Source organism: Streptomyces sp. H27-H1 (assembly GCF_026627445.1).
In the GTDB taxonomy this organism is placed as follows: domain Bacteria; phylum Actinomycetota; class Actinomycetes; order Streptomycetales; family Streptomycetaceae; genus Streptomyces.
The window spans coordinates 1-18,821 of record NZ_JAPNLJ010000054.1; the positions used below are offsets into that span (position 1 = coordinate 1).

18 protein-coding genes are annotated in these 18,821 nt (G+C 71.7%); 11 read left to right on the plus strand and 7 right to left on the minus strand.

Annotation, left to right across the window (positions count from 1 at the left end):
* Positions 1–228 precede the first annotated feature (228 nt).
* Entirely contained in the window at positions 229–1,074 is an 846-nt protein-coding gene (locus OTB20_RS35505; protein ID WP_267823971.1) for a hypothetical protein, read from the minus strand.
* 176 nt (positions 1,075–1,250) lie between these two features.
* Here OTB20_RS35505 and OTB20_RS35510 point away from each other — a divergent pair, with 176 nt between their 5' ends.
* The 3 genes from OTB20_RS35510 to OTB20_RS35520 all read left to right on the plus strand — a co-directional run bounded on the left by OTB20_RS35510 (position 1,251) and on the right by OTB20_RS35520 (position 6,221).
* Entirely contained in the window at positions 1,251–2,474 is a 1,224-nt protein-coding gene (locus tag OTB20_RS35510; RefSeq protein WP_267824046.1) for a PLP-dependent aminotransferase family protein, read from the plus strand.
* Positions 2,475–2,797: 323 nt separating this feature from the next.
* Positions 2,798–3,589: an SDR family oxidoreductase gene (locus OTB20_RS35515; RefSeq protein WP_267760100.1), complete on the plus strand. Its 792-nt coding sequence runs from the start codon at positions 2,798–2,800 to the stop codon at positions 3,587–3,589.
* 40 nt (positions 3,590–3,629) lie between these two features.
* The gene (locus OTB20_RS35520) at positions 3,630–6,221 is read left to right on the plus strand and encodes a bifunctional FO biosynthesis protein CofGH (protein WP_267823973.1); all 2,592 of its coding nucleotides are present in this window, start codon (positions 3,630–3,632) and stop codon (positions 6,219–6,221) included.
* Positions 6,222–6,278: 57 nt separating this feature from the next.
* Here OTB20_RS35520 and OTB20_RS35525 read toward each other — a convergent pair whose 3' ends face one another.
* Positions 6,279–7,370: a tyrosine-protein phosphatase gene (locus OTB20_RS35525; protein ID WP_267823975.1), complete on the minus strand. Its 1,092-nt coding sequence runs from the start codon at positions 7,368–7,370 to the stop codon at positions 6,279–6,281.
* A 701-nt stretch (positions 7,371–8,071) separates the two neighbouring features.
* On the opposite strand from OTB20_RS35525, the gene OTB20_RS35530 reads away from it, so the two are divergent.
* Together OTB20_RS35530 and OTB20_RS35535 are read left to right on the plus strand one after the other, a co-directional pair.
* Positions 8,072–9,337, plus strand: a complete 1,266-nt coding sequence (locus tag OTB20_RS35530) for an ADP-ribosylglycohydrolase family protein (RefSeq protein ID WP_267823977.1) — start codon at positions 8,072–8,074, stop codon at positions 9,335–9,337.
* 161 nt (positions 9,338–9,498) lie between these two features.
* Complete coding sequence (locus tag OTB20_RS35535) at positions 9,499–10,359, plus strand: TIGR03619 family F420-dependent LLM class oxidoreductase (RefSeq protein ID WP_267823979.1); 861 nt, start codon at positions 9,499–9,501, stop codon at positions 10,357–10,359.
* Positions 10,360–10,386: 27 nt separating this feature from the next.
* On the opposite strand, the gene OTB20_RS35540 is transcribed toward OTB20_RS35535, so the two are convergent.
* Entirely contained in the window at positions 10,387–12,108 is a 1,722-nt protein-coding gene (locus OTB20_RS35540; protein WP_267823981.1) for a hypothetical protein, read from the minus strand.
* A 130-nt stretch (positions 12,109–12,238) separates the two neighbouring features.
* On the minus strand, positions 12,239–12,691 hold the full coding sequence (locus OTB20_RS35545; RefSeq protein WP_267823983.1) for an ATP-binding protein: 453 nt from the start codon (positions 12,689–12,691) through the stop codon (positions 12,239–12,241).
* Here OTB20_RS35545 and OTB20_RS35550 point away from each other — a divergent pair.
* Both OTB20_RS35550 and OTB20_RS35555 read left to right on the plus strand, forming a co-directional pair.
* Positions 12,690–12,872, plus strand: a complete 183-nt coding sequence (locus OTB20_RS35550; RefSeq protein ID WP_324290455.1) for a DUF397 domain-containing protein — start codon at positions 12,690–12,692, stop codon at positions 12,870–12,872. The genes OTB20_RS35545 and OTB20_RS35550 overlap by 2 nt on opposite strands.
* Before the next feature lie 98 nt (positions 12,873–12,970).
* The gene (locus OTB20_RS35555) at positions 12,971–13,465 is read left to right on the plus strand and encodes a lamin tail domain-containing protein (RefSeq protein WP_267823985.1); all 495 of its coding nucleotides are present in this window, start codon (positions 12,971–12,973) and stop codon (positions 13,463–13,465) included.
* Positions 13,466–13,591: 126 nt separating this feature from the next.
* Here OTB20_RS35555 and OTB20_RS35560 read toward each other — a convergent pair whose 3' ends face one another.
* Both OTB20_RS35560 and OTB20_RS35565 read right to left on the minus strand, forming a co-directional pair.
* The gene (locus OTB20_RS35560; protein ID WP_267823987.1) at positions 13,592–14,209 is read right to left on the minus strand and encodes a pyridoxamine 5'-phosphate oxidase family protein; all 618 of its coding nucleotides are present in this window, start codon (positions 14,207–14,209) and stop codon (positions 13,592–13,594) included.
* Between the two features lie 24 nt (positions 14,210–14,233).
* On the minus strand, positions 14,234–15,328 hold the full coding sequence (locus OTB20_RS35565; protein WP_267823989.1) for a globin domain-containing protein: 1,095 nt from the start codon (positions 15,326–15,328) through the stop codon (positions 14,234–14,236).
* A gap of 1,250 nt (positions 15,329–16,578) precedes the next feature.
* Here OTB20_RS35565 and OTB20_RS35570 point away from each other — a divergent pair.
* The gene (locus tag OTB20_RS35570; protein ID WP_267823991.1) at positions 16,579–17,040 is read left to right on the plus strand and encodes a hypothetical protein; all 462 of its coding nucleotides are present in this window, start codon (positions 16,579–16,581) and stop codon (positions 17,038–17,040) included.
* A gap of 15 nt (positions 17,041–17,055) precedes the next feature.
* Here the strand turns inward: OTB20_RS35570 and OTB20_RS35575 are convergent, their stop codons facing one another.
* Entirely contained in the window at positions 17,056–17,223 is a 168-nt protein-coding gene (locus OTB20_RS35575) for a hypothetical protein (protein ID WP_267823993.1), read from the minus strand.
* A gap of 38 nt (positions 17,224–17,261) precedes the next feature.
* Between OTB20_RS35575 and OTB20_RS35580 the strand changes: the two genes are divergently transcribed.
* The 3 genes from OTB20_RS35580 (at position 17,262) to OTB20_RS35590 (ending at position 18,740) form a co-directional block, all read left to right on the plus strand.
* Positions 17,262–17,438 carry a hypothetical protein gene (locus OTB20_RS35580; protein WP_267823995.1) on the plus strand — a complete coding sequence of 59 codons (177 nt, stop codon included), beginning with the start codon at positions 17,262–17,264 and terminating at the stop codon, positions 17,436–17,438.
* A 72-nt stretch (positions 17,439–17,510) separates the two neighbouring features.
* On the plus strand, positions 17,511–18,149 hold the full coding sequence (locus tag OTB20_RS35585) for a LysE family translocator (protein ID WP_267823997.1): 639 nt from the start codon (positions 17,511–17,513) through the stop codon (positions 18,147–18,149).
* A 36-nt stretch (positions 18,150–18,185) separates the two neighbouring features.
* Entirely contained in the window at positions 18,186–18,740 is a 555-nt protein-coding gene (locus tag OTB20_RS35590) for a hypothetical protein (RefSeq protein WP_267823999.1), read from the plus strand.
* Positions 18,741–18,821: the final 81 nt, after the last annotated feature.

Sequence of the window (18,821 nt, forward strand, 5' to 3'; positions counted from 1 at the left end):
CTACCACCAGAAAGGTGCCCCGCCCCTGCGTTTACGATTCGACCTAGACACTCGAATCCTTGCAGGTCAGGGCACCTTTCGTGTTGCCAGCTCCACCTCAGCGATCAATTCGGCTGAACAGCCGAGGCTGACTGAAGCCCTCTCGACCGGCCCGCCGTCGCCTGCCGAGGGGGCTCGGCCATGTCCGGCCGCCCGGCCGCCCGCCCGCCCCCCGAGCCTCCGGACGGGCTACCTGAGCTGATCGACGTAGCGGTCCGTCCCCGGCACCGTCGGGATGAACGGCGCCACCAGTTCCACCCGCCCGAGCCCCGCCTCCGCGACCTCCGCGTCCAGCCCCTGGAACCGGTCCCAGCAGGTGCGCGGGTCGGCCTCCAGGAACCACAGCAGGGTCAGCCGGGTATCGACCCCCTCGACCTGCTTGACGTACGTCATCCGGTCCCCGGGCAGCGGCGTCGGCCGGAAGACCGTGACCATCGCCGCCGGTGACCCGGCCAGCCGCTTCGGCAGGGCGCGCGAGCGCAGCCACTCCAGCAGCTCGGCCCGCTGAGCCGGACCCTCCGCGTCGATGACCTGCACCACGAGCCCGGCGTACGGGTGGTCGAGGGCGTGGAAGTCGCGGGGGCCGGCGGCGCCGTCCCGGTAGACGGTGGCCTCGTGGTCCTGGAACGCGGTGAAGACGTGGGTGCGGTCCTGGTAGACGCGGCCGTCGCGGTTGAGGCGCTTGTTGATGCCGACGGTCCACTTCATGTGCTCGTCGTAGCGGCCCTCGGTGACCCAGTACGTGGAGATGTAGCACCCGGCGCCGACGGGCTGGGCGACGGCCGACTTCTCCGGGTAGCGCAGCTCCTGGAGCTCGCGGGTGGCGACCCAGCGGCGGCCGGCGAACATCCAGGGCATGGCCATGGCGCCGGCGTAGTAGTGATCGTCCTCGTACCAGCGGTTGTACGCGAACTCGTGGCCCGGGTGCGGTTCGACCATGGTGATCAGCGCGTGGCCGGGGTGGACTCCGTAGGGGCCGACCGAGGCGAGCTCGGCGTAGTCGTCGGCCCGGGTGTTCCGCTCGTCTGCTGTCATGGGAGACGGTCTAGCTGATGCGACGTCAGATGGGGAGTCCCTGGGGGCCGTTCAGCATCCGATACATAGATGCCGTCTACACGTTCCTGCGGCTACGATGCGCGCACCCGCCTCCCGAAGGAGCTTCCGTGCCCGCCTCCGCGCCCGCCTCCGCACCCTCGGCCCCGACCGAGACCGTGCCCACGACCTCGCCCACGCCCACGTCGCCCACGGCCGGGGCCGTCCCCGCCTCCGCCCCTCCGCCGCCCTTCGCCGCTCGGATCCGTACGACCGCCCCCTCCGCCGTGCGCGAGATCCTTGCCGTCACCTCCCAGCCCGGCATGATCTCCTTCGCCGGCGGCCTGCCCGCGCCCGAGCTGTTCGACACGGAGGGGATGCGGGCCGCGTACAACGCCGCCTTCGCGCAGTCCGCCCGCCGGGCCCTCCAGTACTCGACCACCGAGGGCACCCCCGAGCTGCGCGCGGCGGTGGCGGCCCGGCTCGACGGGCGGGGGCTGGCGACGACCGGGGACGACGTGCTGATCACCACCGGCTCCCAGCAGGGGCTGGGCCTGATCACGACCGCGCTGATCGAGCCGGGCGACGTGGTGCTCGTCGAGAACCCCACCTACCTGGCGGCGCTCCAGGGGTTCGCGCTCGCCGGCGCCCGGGTGATCCCCGTGCCGTGCGACGAGGAGGGCATGCTCCCGGACGCGCTGGCGGAGCTCGTCGCCCGCGAGCGCCCGAAGTTGCTCTACACGATCCCCACCTTCCAGAACCCGACCGGCCGCACCCTCCCCGCCGCCCGCCGCGCGGAGATCGCGGCGATCGCGGCCCGGCTCGGGCTGTGGCTGCTGGAGGACGACCCGTACGGAGACCTCCGCTACGAGGGCCGCGAACTGCCCTGGCTCGCCGCGCACCCTGGGGCGGAGGACCGCACCGCGCTCCTCGGCAGCTTCTCCAAGGTGATGGCCCCCGGGCTCCGGCTCGGCTGGCTGCGCGCCCCGGCCGCGCTCCTGCGCGGGGCGGTGCTGGCGAAGCAGTCGGCGGACCTGCACACCTCGACGGTGGACCAGCTGGCGGCGGCGCAGTACCTGCGGGCGGTGGACCTGGACGCGCATGTCGACCGGGTCCGCGGCGCGTACCGGATCCGGCGCGACGCCCTCCTGTCGGGCCTGGCCGACGCGCTCCCGCCGGGCTCCACGTGGAACCGCCCGGAGGGCGGCATGTTCGTCTGGGCCCGCCTCCCGGAGGGCCACGACGCGACGGCCCTGCTCCGCGCGGCGACCGCCCGCGGGGTCGCCTTCGTCCCCGGCGCCCCCTTCTACACCCACGACCCGGACCCCCGGACCCTGCGCCTGTCGTTCACGACGCACACGTCGACGGAGATCGAGGAGGGCCTGCGACGCCTGGCCGGCTAGCCGCCTGGCTGCCTGGCTGCCTGGCTGCCTGGCCGACCCTGCGGGGGCCGTCCCCTGCCCGCCTTCCACCATCCCCCAGACTCCGTCCGGGGGGCCCCAGCTGGGGCTCCGCCCCTGGCCGCCAGGTGCACGCCGGCGCCCGCCCCATCCAGCCTCGCCGGCGTTTGAGGCGCCGGGGTCCGGGGGCTGGTCCCCGGCAATGGCGCCGCACCCGGTCACCCGCACCCCCGGTCACCGCACACCCGTCCCGCCCCTTCCCTCTCCGCGCCCCGCGCCGTAGCCTGACGCCCCGTCAGATTTCTGGGTCGTCAGGAGGCCGCACCGTGGCGCCGCTACTGCTGCAGGGCAAGACCGTCATCGTCTCCGGCGTGGGTGCCGGACTCGGGCACCAGGTGGCCGCCACCGTGGTCCGTGACGGCGGCAACGCCGTGCTCGGGGCGCGGACCGAGGCCAACCTCGCCAAGTCCGCCGCCGAGATCGACCCCGACGGCGCGCACACCGCGTACCTGCCGACCGACATCTCCGACGAGCGTCAGTGCGAGGCCCTCGCCGCCCTCGCCCAGGAGCGCTTCGGCGGGGTCGACGCCGTCGTCCACGTCGCCGCCTGGGACTCGTACTTCGGCGGCCTCCAGGACGCCGACTTCGGCACCTGGCAGCAGATCCTCGACGTGAACCTGCTCGGCACCCTGCGCATGACCCGCGCCTGCCTGCCCGCCCTGAAGGCCGCCGGCGGCTCCGTCGTCATCATCGGCACCCAATCCGCCATCGCCTCCCCCAACGAGGTCCAGCAGGCCGCCTACGCCGCCTCCAAGGGCGCCCTGACCTCCGCCATGTACTCCATGGCCCGCGAGCTGGGCCCGCACCGCATCCGCGTGAACACCGTGCTCCCCGGCTGGATGTGGGGTCCCCCGGTGCAGGCCTTCGTCACCTTCACCGCGCACACCGAGGGCGTGCCCGAGGCCGAGGTCCACGCCCGGCTCACCGACCGCATGGCGCTGCCGGACCTGGCCACCGACGGGGACGTCGCCGACGCCGCCGCCTTCCTGGCGTCCGACCGGGCACGGGCGATAACCGGCCAGTCGCTGCTGGTCAACGCCGGTGAGCTGATGCGATGAGCCCCTCCGTGCGCGCTCGAGCGGATCGTATGCTCGGCCCATGACCACTCCGAGTGACGCTCCGACCGAGAACTCGATGCGCCGTGCGCTCCGCCGCGCCCGCGACGGCGTCGCGCTCGACGCGACCGAGGCGGCCGTACTCCTGCAGGCGCGCGGCGAGGCCCTGAAGGACCTCGCCGCCTCCGCCGCCCGGGTACGGGACTCCGGACTCGAAGCCGCCGGCCGGCCCGGCGTCATCACGTACTCGCGCAAGGTCTTCATCCCCCTCACCCGCCTGTGCCGTGACAAGTGCCACTACTGCACCTTCGTCACCGTCCCGGGCAAGCTCCGCCGTGACGGCCACGGCATGTACCTGTCCCCCGACGAGGTCCTCGACATAGCCCGCCGGGGCGCGGCCATGGGCTGCAAGGAAGCACTCTTCACGCTCGGCGACCGGCCCGAGGACCGCTGGCCCGAGGCCCGCGAGTGGCTCGACGCGCACGGCTACGACGACACCCTGGCCTACGTGCGCGCCATGGCCATCCGCGTCCTGGAGGAGACCGGCCTCCTGCCGCACCTCAACCCCGGCGTGCTGTCCTGGTCCGACCTGCAGCGCCTCAAGCCGGTGGCCCCGTCGATGGGCATGATGCTGGAGACCACCGCCACCCGGCTGTGGTCGGAGCCCGGCGGCCCGCACTACGGCTCGCCCGACAAGGACCCGGCCGTCCGGCTGCGCGTCCTCGAAGACGCCGGCCGCTCCAACGTCCCCTTCACCACCGGGGTGTTGATCGGCATCGGGGAGACCTACGGGGAGCGCGCGGAGGCGTTCTTCGAGCTGCGGCGGATCCAGCGCAGCTACCACGGCATCCAGGAAGTCATCGTCCAGAACTTCCGGGCCAAGCCCGATACGGCCATGCGGGGCATGCCCGACGCGGAGCTGGAGGAGCTCGCGGCGGCCATCGCCGTGGCCCGCCACGTCCTCGGCCCGAGCGCCCGCATCCAGGCCCCGCCGAACCTGGCGGACGCCCAGTACGCGCTGCTCATCGGCGCCGGCATCGACGACTGGGGCGGCGTCTCCCCGCTCACCCCCGACCACGTGAACCCCGAGCGTCCCTGGCCGCACATCGAGGAGCTGGCCGCACACACCGCCGCCGCCGGCTTCACCCTCCGTGAACGACTCACGATCTACCCGGAGTTCCTGCGGCGCGGCGAGCCCTGGCTGGACCCCCGGCTGCTGCCGCACGTACGGGCGCTGGCCGATGCGGACAGCGGGCTGGCGGACGAGTCCGCGAACGTCGAGGGCCGGCCGTGGCAGGAACCGGACGAGGGCTTCACCGCCTACGGCCGCACCGACCTGCACACCACCATCGACACCCAGGGCCGCAGCTCCGACCGGCGCGACGACTTCGACGAGGTCTACGGCGACTGGGAGGCTCTTCGCGAAGCCGCGGCCCCCGGCATGGTCCCCGAGCGCATCGACACCGACGTACGGGCGGCGCTCGCGCAGGCCGCCGACGACCCGACGCGCCTCACCGACGAGCAGGCGCTCGCCCTGCTGCACGCGGACGGCCCGGCGCTGGACGCGCTGTGCAGGATCGCGGACGACCTGCGCAAGTCGGTGGTGGGCGACGAGGTCACGTACATCGTGACCCGCAACATCAACTTCACCAACGTCTGTTACACCGGCTGCCGCTTCTGCGCCTTCGCTCAGCGCCGCACGGACGCGGACGCGTACACCCTCTCGCTCGACCAGGTCGCCGACCGGGCCGCCCAGGCGTGGGACGTGGGCGCGGTCGAGGTGTGCATGCAGGGCGGCATCCACCCCGACCTGCCCGGAACGGCCTACTTCGACATCGCGCGGGCGGTGAAGCAGCGGGTCCCCGGCATGCACGTGCACGCCTTCTCCCCCATGGAGGTCGTCAACGGCGCGACGCGCACGGGGATGTCGGTACGGGACTGGCTGACGGCGGCCAAGGAAGCGGGCCTCGACTCGATCCCGGGCACGGCGGCGGAGATCCTGGACGACGAGGTCCGCTGGATCCTCACCAAGGGCAAACTGCCGACGGCGGACTGGATCGACGTCGTCACGACGGCGCACGAGCTCGGCATCCGCTCCTCCTCCACCATGATGTACGGGCACGTGGACCAGCCGAGGCACTGGCTGGGGCACTTCCGCACGCTGGCGCGCATGCAGCAGGACGCGCGGGCGAAGGGCGTCGAGGGCTTCACGGAGTTCGTGACACTCCCCTTCATCCACACCAACGCCCCCGTCTACCTGGCGGGCATCGCCCGCCCCGGCCCAACGGTGCGCGACAACCGCGCGGTGACGGCGATGGCCCGCATCCTGCTCCACCCGCACATCACCAACATCCAGACCAGCTGGGTGAAGCTGGGCTCGGAGGGCGCGGCCGAGATGCTCCGCTCGGGCGCCAACGACCTGGGCGGAACCCTGATGGAGGAGACCATCTCCCGTATGGCAGGCTCCAGTTACGGCTCGTACAAGTCGGTCCAGGACCTGATCGCCGTCGCCGAAGCGGCCGGCCGGCCGGCGAAGGCCCGTACGACCCTCTACGGCGAGGTCCCGGAGGAACGCCAGGCCGCGGCCCGCGCTTCGGACGGCCACCTGCCGGAGCTGCTGCCGGTCCTGGACTGAACGCGTGCGGGCCCGGCCGGGGGGCAGCCCGGTCGGGCCCGCACGTCCGGGGGCGGGTCAGCCCACCAGGAGGTCCTTCTTCAGCTGCTTCAGCTCGCGGCCGTCGATGCCGAGGCCGCTCTTGAGGTAGTTGTCGAAGGTGCCGTACGTGGCGGTGACCTCGTCGTACCCGGCGTTGAGGTACTCGGGGCGCACGTCGAGCATCGGCTTGTAGACGGCGGCCTGGGCGGCCGGCAGGTGCGAGAGGATCGCGTCGTTGGCGGCCTTGCGGTAGTCGTTGCTGGCCAGGTAGTCGGCCATCACGGTCTCGCTCGGCACGCCGAGGGCGGTCAGCAGGGAGGCGTTCGCCCAGCCCGTACGGTCCTTGCCCGCAGTGCAGTGGAACAGGACGGCGCGGTCGCGGTCGCGCTCGATGCCCTCGAAGACCTGGGTGTAGGCCTTCTTCCCGCCTTCCCCGCTGACCATGGCCCTCTCGGCGTCGACCATGGCCTTGACGGCGGTCTCGGGCGAGGTGGGCATGGCCTGGAAGGAACCGGAGCCCGCGAAGACGTCGGCGACGACGTACCTGGCGCCGGCCGGGACCTTGTCCGCGTCCTTGGTGCGCTCGCTCTCCATACGGAGGTCGAAGACCGTCTTGACGCGCAGGCGCTGGAGCTTGGCGAGGTCGTTGCCGGTCAGCTTGTCGAGGGCGTCGGAGCGGTAGACCTCGCCCATCCTGACCCACTGGCCGGTGGTGGTGCGGTAGCCGCCGGCGTCACGGAAGTTGGCGGTGCCCTCCAGCGTGATCAGCCGGTCGGCGAGGCGCAGGCCCTGGCCGCGCTGGGGCTGGAACTCGAACCACTGCCGGTCGGCGGCGGGCAGCCCCCGGACCACGGCCTCACCCCGGGCGCCGCCCTTGGCGACGACCTTGCCGTTCGCCTCGATCTCCACGCGCTGGGTGCCCCGGGCGTTCCACTTCAGGATGTACGCCCCGTCGGCACCGGCGGTGACGGTGGCCTCGGTGAAGGGGATGACGGAGCGGCCGTGGCCGTGCCCGCCCCAGGGGAAGCCCCAGCCGGCGGCGGCGGAGGCGGCGGCGGCCGGGGCCGCGACGAGGGCGAGGGTGAACGTGGAGGCGACGACGGTCGCGGCGAGCAGTGCCTTCTTCATGCCCCGAGGCTCTTGGCCTGCGGCCAACGCCATGTGAACAGGGCATGGCCGAAACCGACCGGGCGGAAGGCAAGTGTCAAAACGTGCCACCCGCCTGGCCGGCGCAGTAACCCCCCGACCTGCGGCACCCGCCGCGTGGGGCTCCACCCCGGACCCCCGCGCCTCAATCGCCGGCGGGGCTGGAGGGTCGCCTCAAACGCCGGCGGGGCTGAGGGAGTCGCCTCAAACGCCGGCGGGGCTGGAATTGGCTGATGTCCGGCCTGCATGTGCAGGCCCTGGCGGGGGTGGAGTCCGGCCGACTCCCAGCCCGCATGTGCAGGCCCTGGCGGGGTCGGATTCGGCCAACGCCCGGCCCGTACGTGCTCGCCTTGGCGGGGCTGGAATTGCCGTAGGGCAATTCAGCCACTGGCGTACAGCCTCGCCGGCGTTTGAGGCGCGGGGTCTGGGGCGGAGCCCCAGGGTCTTTCAGCCCGTCCGGCGTTTGAGGACCGGGGCAGGGCCCGGCCCTGGGAACGGTGGAAGGGCGGGGAGGGGGCAGAGGCCGCGCAGCGCAGGGGGGGCCGGCGGCGCCTATGGGCACCGGCTGGATTCGGCCGTTCCGGCTCCCGGTACCAGCCCTGTGACCGACTGCTTCCGGACCCGATCGGTCCTGTCCACTACAGTGCCGCCAGAGCACGCGCGGGCAGTCCGGGGGGATCAACATGGACACGGCGACGGAAACGTCCGGGGAGCAGCGAGAGCAGCGGGAGCAGCAGCCCCCCGCAGCCACACTCCCCACCGAACCGCACCGGACCTCCCTCGGCCCCGCCAGCGGCCCCGCCGCCGGTGCCACCATCGGCGGCCGCGCCGCGGTCACCACCGGTCTCTGGGGCCGCGCCGAGCAGCAGGATTTCCGTAGCCGCGTCAGGGGGACCCTCCTCGGCTCCGCCATCGGCGACGCCCTCGGCGCGCCCGTCAGCGGCTTCACTCTCGACGGCATCCTCGAGGCCCACGGCCCGGCCGGCCTGACGGAGCCCGCCGCCGGGGGCCGGGGCCGGCCCGGGCGGGTCACCGCCGCCACGCAGCTGGCCCTGTTCACGGTGGACGGCTTGATACGGGCCCACGTACGCCGGGACACCGGCGCCTGGCATCCGCCGACCGACGTGCACCGCGCGTACCTCCGCTGGGCGGCCACGCAGTCCGACTGGGGCCCCGACGAGCGCCGTGAGGACAACGGCTGGCTCGGGCAGGAGGAGTGGCTCTATGCCCGCCGCGACCCCGCCCGCGCCTGCCTCACCGGTTTCGCCGACGCGGTCCTCGGCACGCTCGACCAGCCGAAGAACCCGACCGCCCTGGACTCGGCCGCCACGACCCGTTCCTCGCCCTTCGGGCTGCTGGTCGGCTGGGAGCCGGCCCTCGTCCTCCAACTGGCCGTCGAGTGCGCCGCGCAGAGCCACGGGCACCCCACCGCGTACCTGTCGGCCGGCGCCCACGCCGTCATCGTCCACGGCCTCACCCGCGGTGAGTCCCTGGACTCCGCCGTCCAGCGCGCCCTGGGCCTGCTCGGTGTCCGCCCCGGGCACCAGCCCGTCACGGACGCCCTGCAGCGCGCGCTCGCCGCCGTCACCACCGGCGCCCCGTCGCCGAAGGCGGTCGAGGCCCTGTCCCCCGGCCACGGCCGCAACGCGGAGGAGGTCCTCGCGGTCGCCGTGTACTGCGCCCTCGTCGCCGAGAACGTGGCGCACGGCATCCGCCTCGCCGTGAACCACGGCGGCGATTCCACGGCCGCCGGCGCCCTGTGCGGCGCCCTGCTCGGCGCCCAGCACGGTGAAACGGCCCTCCCGGCGGCCTGGTTGGCCGGTCTCGAGGGCCGCGCCTCGGTCCTGGAACTCGCCGACGACTTCGCCCTGGAGATGACCCAGGGCCCCGCTCTGCACGGCCCGGCGGCCGCTTCTCCCGCCTGGCTGACCCGCTACCCGCGCGACTGACACCCGGCGGGCCGACGCGGCCGCGCCGACACGGCCGCCCCGCCACGGCCGCGCCCGTACAACTCCCCGGCCGGCCCCGCGCCATGGCCGACGCATGCCCCTGCCCTCCGCGGGCGCGAAGCCTTACTTTGGCCCTCCCCACCACGGAGGTGTCAGCGCACATGCGGATCGCCACGACCGTCTTCCTCACCGACCGCACCATCCGCCCGGTAGTTCTCGCCCGGGCCCTGGAGGAACGGGGCTTCTCGGGGCTCTACCTCCCCGAGCACACCCACATCCCGGTCAGCCGCGTCACCCCCGCCCCCATGGGCGGCGAGCTCCCCGAGATGTACGGGCGCACCCTGGACCCCTTCGTCGCCCTCGGGCAGGCCTCCGCCGTCACCGAGCGGCTCCACCTGGGTACCGGCATCACCCTCGTCACCCAGCACGACCCCATCGACCTCGCGAAGCAGGTCGCCACGCTCGACCACCTGTCCGGCGGCCGGGTCACCCTGGGCATCGGCTACGGGTGGAACGTGGAGGAGGCCGCCGACCACGGGGTGGAGTGGAGCAGCCGCCGCGAACTGGTCCGCGACCGCATGGCCCTGATGCGGACCTTGTGGTCCCCGCAGCCCACGGCGTACGTCGGTCAGTTCTCCTCGGTCCAGGCCAGCTCGGCGTACCCCAAGCCGGTCCAGTCCCCGCGCGAACTCGCCCCGGGCGTGCCCCTGCACGGCCCGCGCACCCTGATCGGCGGGCAGGCCGGCCCGAAGCTGTTCGCGGCCATCGCCGACCACAGCGACGGCTGGCTCCCGATCGGCGGCGGCGGACTGACGGAGTCCCTGCCCGTCCTGCGCCAGGTCTGGGAGGCCGCCGGCCGCGACCCCAAGTCCCTCCAGGTGGTCCCGTACGCCGTCCAGCCCACCCCCGGGAAGATGAGCCACTACGCGGACCTGGGCATCGAGGAGGTCGTCCTCCAGCTCCCGTCACAGGGCGAGTCGGAGGTACTGGCCGTCCTGAACGGGTTCGCGCAGTACCTCTGACCCGCGGGGCCTCGGACCCTCGGCCCCTCAGCCGGTGACTTCGATGCGGCCTTCGACGCTGTTGTTGGCGAGGTGGACGGCGTCCGGGTCGATGAAGCGGATCCGCCAGTGGCCGCTGGTCTGTGCGGTGAACTTCTTGCCCACGGCTCCGTTGGACAGGGAGACGGAGGTGCCCATCTCCTTCCAGAGGGTGGAGCCGTCGGGCCGGAAGTAGTAGCGGACCTTCTGGCCCGGGTAGCGGACGTATCCCTCGGCGGAGGAGGTCCTGAGGACTCCGGTGACGTAGAGCTGCTCGCCCTTCTTCACGGCGCGCGGCCCGAACTTCATGTCGTCCGTCCGGGTCTGGACGACCCTGGAGTGACGGAGCACCTCGGTGCCCGTGCTGGGCCCGATGTTGCTGGTGCCCCTGGTCCGGAGCCGCCAGCCGGTGATCTCGTAGCCGGACACCGGGTTCACCGTCACGGTGAACGTCTCGTTGTAGGGCACCACGAGGTCCGAACGGGAGGTCCAACGGCCACCGGCCTGGAACTCGACCTCGAGCGGCGCCTTCTGGGTGGTGTAGCCGTCGACGAGGACCTTCCCGCTGATGGTCATCCTGCCGTAGACGTCGGTGGCGACCAGCTTCTCCTCCACGATCTTGGTCGTGTGGGTGACCTTCGCGACGGTCGCGGTACGCGTGCCGTCACCGGTCAGCCAGGAGTCGTTGACGGATACGGCCCAGGAGCCGGTAGCGACGATGCGGGGTGAAAGCGTATAGCTGCCGTCGGCGCCCGCCACCGCTTTCGTGTCCATGTAGCCGGCGGGTGAGCCCACGGCCTTTACCCCGCGCCCCGCCGCGGGCTTGATCGTGCCGTCGTCCGCCTGGCGGGTGAGCTTGCCTCGCAGGGCGATGGGGGTCGAGTACCGCACGGTGATGGGGGCCGTGGTGGTCATCGTCAGTGCGGCCTTCTGGACCCGGATCCGGGCCGGGGCCGTCGCGGCCAGCTCGGTGTTGCCCTCGGTCAGGGAGACGGAGAAGTTCAGGGAGCCTTCCGTACCGAGCGCGGCGACCGAGGTGGTGAACTTCCCCTGGTCGTCGGATATCACGTCGGATGTGCCGGCACCGAGTCGGGCACGGACCATGGCGCCCGCCAGCGGCTTGCGTTCCCCGGTGGTCGGGTCGACTGCGGTGACGGATCCGGTGACCGTGGTGTCGAGGTCGTCCAGCGAGAACTCCTGCTGGCCGGACTGTGCCTCGAACCTGGCGTCTAGGGCGTAGGTGAACCGGCCGGCGCCGCGTCTGCTCTGCTCCTTTCCGGCGCCGTCCTTGGTGACGATGTCCAGTTCGTAGTCCGCCATGGCGTCGAGGACGAACGGCTTCGCGCCGTAGTACCAACTCGGGTCGTCGGGGACGCCGGACTCACCGGTCCCCCCGTCGACGTACTCGAATTCGTCCACGACGGCGACGACCTCGTCGCTGCCCACCCGGCGCACCTCGACCCGGACCGGGTTGCCCCATTGGGCGTCGAGGTAGGCGATGAACTGGTTGGTCCCGGCGTTCCGGTAGGCGCCCGCCTTCGACTGCCAGGCGCCCTTCGTCTCCGGCTCCGCCGCCAGCTTCGCCAGCACCTCCGGCGGCGCGTCCGGTACGGCGGAGCCGCCCGGGGCGCCGGTCGCGGCAACGGCGGCCGGCGCCATCGTCGCCCCCACGGTCGCGAATACGACTGCCGTGGCCACGGCCGTCATGCGCCTCTTCAACCTGCTGTTCACGGTCCCCCCTCGTCTTGCCCGTCGGGCTACGGGAGGTGTGACGGCCGACCGGCCCCGATGGTTGTACGGCTCCCGGAACCGGCGCCACCCCCGCACGCGGGGAGGACGAGGAGCGGCTCGGGGTGCCCCTTCAGCCGGCGGGCCGCGCGCCATCCAGGGCGCACTCCGCCCACACCGTCTTCCCGATCACCCGGTCCCTGACCCCCCAGTCGGCGGCGACGGCGTCCACGATCCGCATCCCGTAGCCGCCCTCGGCCCCGCACTCGTGCGGACGCACCACCGGCCTGCGGTCCCGGCGGGCGTCGGACACCTCGATGCGCAGCGCACCCGGGAGGAGGCTCAGCCGGAGCTCGAAGTCCCGCCCGGGAACCCGCCCGTGGACGACGGCATTGCCCGCGAGCTCGGCGATGAGGAGCCCGGCGTCCTCGGAGAGCCCGCTGCGGTCGGGAATCCCCCAGTCGTGCAGCTCGACCAGCGCCAGCTGGCGGGCGAGACGGGCGCCGCGGCGGGTGCAGCTGAAACGCTGAGTGAACACGCGTACGAGCGCTTGGGGGGATCCCGCGGATTCTGAAGGCGCAGTCATGGGGAGCAACGTCCCTTGCGGGCGGGGGCTTTACATCGGCAGCCAGGGCGACAGCCGCGTCGAGGTGGCCGCCTGCGCCGACTCCGTCCACATCCGGGACTCGAAGGTGGCGGCGGGGCCGGAGCTGTCGGTGACGCCCGGTTCCTGGGCCGCGTTCGTGGGCGGGGTCACGGGGGCCTGAGCTGGGGCCGTCTCACAACTTGTCGGCCACGTCGGCGATTTCAACAAATTGTGTAATCTCCTGCCTGCCCCATCGGTACCCAGACAGGAGAATTCACCTTGCGCAAGCGCCCCGCCCTGGCCGTCGCCCTCGCCGCCGCCACTCTGGCCGTCCTCGGCGCCAGCCCCGCCCAGGCCGCCGAGTACTCCTCGGCCCTGAAGATCAGCGGTATCCAGTACGACGCGCCCGGCCGCGACTCCAACGCCTGCGCCACCGGCAACGCCGCCGCCGAGTACGTGACGATAAAGAACTACTCGTCGAGCGCCACCGTCAACCTCAAGGGTTACGTGGTCAAGGACGCGGCCGGAAACAGGTACACGTTCACGATGAACCACTACCTCCAGCCCGGCGACTTCGTTCGGCTGCGCGGAAACCGTGGCACCGAGTCCGACGCGAACAACGTGGCGTACCGCAACAACTGCAACTTCATCTGGAACAACGACCGCGACACGGTCTACCTGGTGAAGCCGACCGGTGCGGCGGCCGACAGTCACTCCTACACGAAGTCCGGCTCGGACAAGGACGGCAACGGCTACGTCACCTTCCACGGCTGATCCGCTGACCCACTGATCCACCACAGCTCCGGCCGTCCCGTCCGCGGAATCTCTCCGCGGGCGGGGCGGCCGGCTTCGTACGGCGGCGATCAGGCCGGCCGTCCGGGCCACCGTGGCGGCTCTCCGTCACGGAAGGCTCGGGCAGTGCGCCGGATGCGGTTCGGTGAAGTAGGCCGCGTCCTTGGGGCGGGCTGCGGTGGGGTTGGTGGGGCGGGGGGCCGGTTCCAGGTGGGGTATGTACTTGGAGCAGTGGATGTAGGCCTCCTCGACGGTGAGATGGACCCACATCTGCGGGCTGCGGCCGGGCGCGGTGTCGGTGGGCAGGGCGGGATGGACGAGGCGCAGGTCCCCGTCGCCGTAGAGGCGGGCGACGCCGTTGACGTGCAGCCCTATGTGGTGGTGGGTGAAGTCCACGAAGAGCATGCCGAGGTGGGGGTTCTCGAGCATGTTGCCGGCGCTGGCGAGCACGCCGTTCCCGCGGAACTCGGGGTAGGCCAGCGTGTGGTCGTCGATCACGTGGACGAATCCGGGTGGCCCGGCCCGGAAGCTGGAGTCGCACTCGCCGTGGGAGTCGGCGGTGGCCAGGAAGACCATGGCCTGGCGGCCGATGAAGTCCCGCATCTCGGCCGTGAGATGGGGGCGTACCTGGAGGTCGTAGAACCGGGCGGCCCGGTCGGCGGTTCCCAGGTGTTGCTGCAGATGGTGTTCACCTGCTGATCCGAAGGACGGTGGGGGTGAGGTCACAGGAGTTACTCCGGCCGGGGTGGTTCAGCGGGTGGACAGGACGGGGGTCTCGAACGGGTCGTGATGGATCCGCTCGAGCAGGGTTCCGGTGCGGGTCAGGGTCTCGGTGGCGGAGATGACCATCGGAGCCGGGCCGCTGAGGTAGACGTCGTGCCGGTACCACGGCCCGTACTCGGCCAGTACGTCCGGCAGCGACCCCCGGATCCCGGGGATGTACTCGTGGGAGACCGCGCCCCTGATGCTCAGCCAGTGGTGGCGCTGGGCCATGCGGAGCATGTCGTCGACCCCGTACAGCTCGGCGCCGGTGCGGGCGCCGAGGAACAGGTCCACTTGATGGCGTCCCCCGCGACGGGCAACCTCCTCGACGAGTGCGCGGATCGGGGCGAGACCGGTGCCGCCGGCGACACAGAGCAGCTCTCGGTGGACGGCCGCGTCGAGGACCATGTCGCCCATCGGGGGGCCCAGCCGGATGACATCGCCCACCACGGCCCGGTGCACCAGCGCATCACTGACCGAGCCGCCCGGCACGGCGCGCACGTGGAAGGTGAGGGAGCCGTCCTCACGCGGCGCGTTGGCCGGGGAGTAGTAGCGCCACAGCTTCGGCCACCACGGGGTCTCGACGCTCACGTACTGCCCGGCGGCGTACGCGTACGGCATGTGGGGACGCACGGTGATTTCGGCGATGCCGTGTCCGCGCGAGGCGCGGTGCACGATCGTGGCGGGCCACACGGCGGGCCGTACCGCCTCGTCCTCCTCGGCCGCGCTGATCATGACCCCGGCGATCGCGCCGTACGCCTTCGTCCAGGCGGCGGCGGTCTCCGCGGTCCATGCGGGGCCGGCGTAGCGGGCCAAAGCGGCGAGGAGGCACTCGCCCACGGCCGGGAAGTGTGCGGCGAGGGTACCGAACTTGCGGTGGTCGCGGCCGAGGTGGCCGCAGAAGCGGACCAGGCTCTCGGGGTCGTCGACCAGATCCACGATGCGCAGCAGCGCCCGCAGGAGTCGGCCGCGTTGGGCGTCCATCCCCGGCGGGAACATCGGACGGACTGCGGGGTAGCGGGCGAAGAGGATCGCGTAGAAGTAGACCGTCATCTCCTCCGCGAGGTGCTCGACCACGGACACGGAAGCCCTGATGAGGTGGATCTCGTGATCCGACAGAGGCGGTTCGGCAGTCTCCGGTTCCGCGGTCTCCACGGTGGGGAGGGGCGCCCGTTCCTCTGGGGACGGGCGAACGGACGGGTTGCTTGGACGGCTTATCCGAAATCTCAAGGCGTCAACCGTCCCCCGTTCACCGGTCGGGATGGCCGCCACAGGGCGGGGGCCGGAACTTCACCGGACCTCCGTACCGAGGGAGCGACTTGGGGGTCGAACGGGGAGAGCATGAGACCTCTTCGGGGTGCGGAGGCAAGAAAGTGGATGTACGAGTTCCACAAGCCACACGATCCTCGACCAGGTCGCCGAAGCAGGAAAGGGATGTATCCACTAGAACCCGGCTCGAGAACTTGTCACATCGCCCCTATCAGCGGGGGCCGGCGGAGCCCCGGGCGCGGATCCGGCAAGGGTCCGGAAGGAGGGCTCAAGGCCGGCAGGGGTCTCGCGAATGCCCTCTGATCAGCCAACTCGCGTCCGAAGTGACGGGCATGACGCCGAGTTGCGGAGCGCGATCGACCTTGGATGCCACCAGATCGGTCGATGACACCGGCACGCAGTTCTACTGCCGGGTAGCGGCCCGCCCCCTCGCGGACCGCACCTCGGGGCTGTTCTCGGCCACTTCGCGCAGCATCGCTTTCATAGTGGCGGCGGACTCCGCAAAGACCTGACGTCCGGGCGGCGTGAGCTGGACGTCGAAGCCTCTCCGGTCGTTGGAACACGGCTTTCGCTCGGCATAGCCGGCGCCGACCATCTGAGAGGGCGGTACGTGACCTGATGTCCGGTTCGGGTGTCGCCTGCTCGTGTGACTGCGGGGACTCCCGGCCGGTCGACGGGCTCACTGGGCGCTGATCGAGCCGGCGCCACCGCGTGGAAGGCGAAGCACCCGTCCGTCAGCGGCCACCACGACCGTGGTCGACCACGGCGCCGGCCTGGGCATCGCGGTGGAGATCGTCGAGCGCAACCCGGTCGACCGCGGGTTCGTCCCGCAGCCGATCCCCAGCTGGAATGAACCATAATCATAGAAATCTTCATGAAGGCCACACTAGGCTGGCCACCACCAGAAGTTGACGTAGCGTCACATGATCGTTTGCAACGGTCTGCTGGGCCCGGTGCGCCTCGGATCGACGACGCCCCGACGACCGACTCGACGAGAGGGGCCGGACATGACGCGTTCCCGGAGGCCAGCACGGTACAGCTTCTTACCGGGAGCCCTGGGCCTGGTGATCCTGTTCGCCCTGGGCGGCTGCGCAACCAGCTCCGGCGACTCCGCGCACGCCGAACCAACCAAACCGGCGCTGGACGTCTGCGCATTGGCGACCGAGGAGGAGGTCGGGGCGGTCCTCAGCCAACCGGCCAAGGGAAGGCGGGACGACACCACCCTGCCCGGCCTCACGCAGTGCACCTACGTGAACGCCGCCAAGGGCCGCACCGTCTTCATCACCCTGCTGCCCTACGAGGTCAGCCGACTCACCAAGCCCGGCACACCGGTGGCCGGAGTGGGCGACGTGGCCCTGTACGACGAAGCCTCGATCGGTGGCCATCTGTACGTGCGCAAGGGCTCGGTCAACTTCGCCGTCAACTACGCCTTCGACCCCCTTGCCCGGGAAATCCCCCACGAGCACTCCAGCCAGATCCGCGACCACCTCGAAACGCTGGCCCGCGCGATCGCGTCAAGGCTGTGAGCGGCCGCGCCCGCGTCAGCCCACCTCGATGACGGAGAACCGCCCGCCCCGCGGATCGGCGGGCCGGCCCGCCCGGCCGTACGGGGTCTCCTCCGAGCCGTCGAGTACCTGCCCGCCCAGCCCGGCGGTGACGGTGCCGCCGCACTCGTGGACGCGCTGTGACACCTCGTCGGCGCTGTCCACGGCGAAGTAGGTGGTCCACCTTCCAGCGGGCCCACAAGATGAGCGCCTTCGTCGACGGCATCCTCGACAACGGCGGTTCCGTCGCGGACGCCACCACCACGGGCGTCGGCAACGGCTTCCCGGCCCTGGCGGTGTGCTCCGGCATCGCGATCGTGGTCGCCCTCGTACTGCGGTCGCCGACCCGTACCCCCCAGGCCGGCCCGCCTCCCGCGTAGCGATCCACCGTGCCCTCCGGCCTCCGGAAAACCCCTTTCTCTCCCGTCCCCCCGTCCGGAACGATGACCCGCATGGTGTCCACTGACCGGCTGCTGGCCTTCGCCGCCATGTCGCTGCTGCTGATCCTCATCCCCGGGCCGAGCGTGCTCTTCGTCATCGGAAGAGCGCTGTCCCAGGGACGGCGGGCCGTGCTGACCACGGTGGCCGGGAACACGCTGGGTGCGTACGTGCTCGTCGTCGCCGTGGCCTTCGGTGTGGGGTCCGTGGTGGAACGCTCCGTGCTGGTGTTCACCGCGCTCAAGCTCGTGGGGGCCGCGTACCTCGTCCACCTCGGGGTCAAGGCCTTCCGCCGACGGCATTCGCTCCGTGCGGAGTTCGGGTCGGGGGCAGCCGAGTACGGCAACTGGCGGTCGCTGTGGGAAGGCTTCGCGGTCGGGGTGGCCAATCCGAAGACCATCGTGTTCTTCGCCGCCGTCCTGCCGCAGTTCGTGGACCGCGAGCAGGGACACGTCACGGGCCAGATGCTGCTGCTCGGGCTGGTGTTCAACCTCATCGCCGTGGTCTGCGACAGCGCCTGGGGCATGGTCGCCGCGACCGCCCGGACCTGGTTCTCGCGCTCCCCGCAACGGCTCTCCGCCATCGGCGGGGCCGGCGGGCTGGCGATGATCGGTCTGGGCGTAACCGTCGCCGCGACCGGCCGCAAGGACTAAATTCGAAGCCTGCCGAGAAGCCTCACAGGGGGATCCATGCGCATCCGCTTACCGCTCGCATCGGCCGCCGCCATCGGCGTCGTCCTGCTCACCGGATGCGCGGGGGAGCCCGAGATCTCCCCGCCCAAGACGAACGTGAGCTTCAAGCCCGCCCCGACCACCACCGCGCCGGAGCCGGTGAGGAGTGGTGCGGGGGTGATCCAGTGGTACCAGTCCGGGGGCTCCGAGCTGCTCAACGGGCTGATCTCCGCGGCGCGGAGCGCCCAGGCCGAACACAGGGACGACAAGGTCGTCATCGACCTGGGCTTTCTGTCCTCCCGGCTGGAAGAGGCCCGGGGCTACACCGTTGGCTACATCCCGGACCAGAAGACCCACGAGTCGTGGACCGCGGCCCGCCAACACCTCTCCAACGGGATGGAACGGGTGCTGAACGCCTCGGGCCTCGGAGTGTCGCCGACGGACAAGGAGGGGGCCGAGCAGGGGGCCGCCAACGGCTGGGCGGAGATCGACAAGGGGATCGAGGGACTCAAGGAGACCGACGACCGGCTCCGCGCGCTGGGCTGCGTACCCAGCAAAGACCCCTGGAAGTAGCGGGGCTCCGACACGGCCGGATGATCTACTGATCCGACCGGTCGGGGACTCAACGCGGGGGCATGGAAATGGACATGGGCG

What these genes read in the sequence shown, in the direction of transcription:
- OTB20_RS35520 (WP_267823973.1), top strand. Translation starts at nt 3,630, where the DNA reads ATGACCACTCCGAGTGACGCTCCGACCGAGAACTCGATGCGCCGTGCG.
- OTB20_RS35585 (WP_267823997.1), top strand. Translation starts at nt 17,511, where the DNA reads ATGGTGTCCACTGACCGGCTGCTGGCCTTCGCCGCCATGTCGCTGCTG.
- OTB20_RS35530 (WP_267823977.1), top strand. Translation starts at nt 8,072, where the DNA reads ATGGACACGGCGACGGAAACGTCCGGGGAGCAGCGAGAGCAGCGGGAG.
- OTB20_RS35535 (WP_267823979.1), top strand. Translation starts at nt 9,499, where the DNA reads ATGCGGATCGCCACGACCGTCTTCCTCACCGACCGCACCATCCGCCCG.
- OTB20_RS35525 (WP_267823975.1), bottom strand. Translation starts at nt 7,370, where the DNA reads ATGAAGAAGGCACTGCTCGCCGCGACCGTCGTCGCCTCCACGTTCACC.
- OTB20_RS35545 (WP_267823983.1), bottom strand. Translation starts at nt 12,691, where the DNA reads ATGACTGCGCCTTCAGAATCCGCGGGATCCCCCCAAGCGCTCGTACGC.
- OTB20_RS35550 (WP_324290455.1), top strand. Translation starts at nt 12,690, where the DNA reads ATGGGGAGCAACGTCCCTTGCGGGCGGGGGCTTTACATCGGCAGCCAG.
- OTB20_RS35505 (WP_267823971.1), bottom strand. Translation starts at nt 1,074, where the DNA reads ATGACAGCAGACGAGCGGAACACCCGGGCCGACGACTACGCCGAGCTC.
- OTB20_RS35580 (WP_267823995.1), top strand. Translation starts at nt 17,262, where the DNA reads ATGAGCGCCTTCGTCGACGGCATCCTCGACAACGGCGGTTCCGTCGCG.
- OTB20_RS35590 (WP_267823999.1), top strand. Translation starts at nt 18,186, where the DNA reads ATGCGCATCCGCTTACCGCTCGCATCGGCCGCCGCCATCGGCGTCGTC.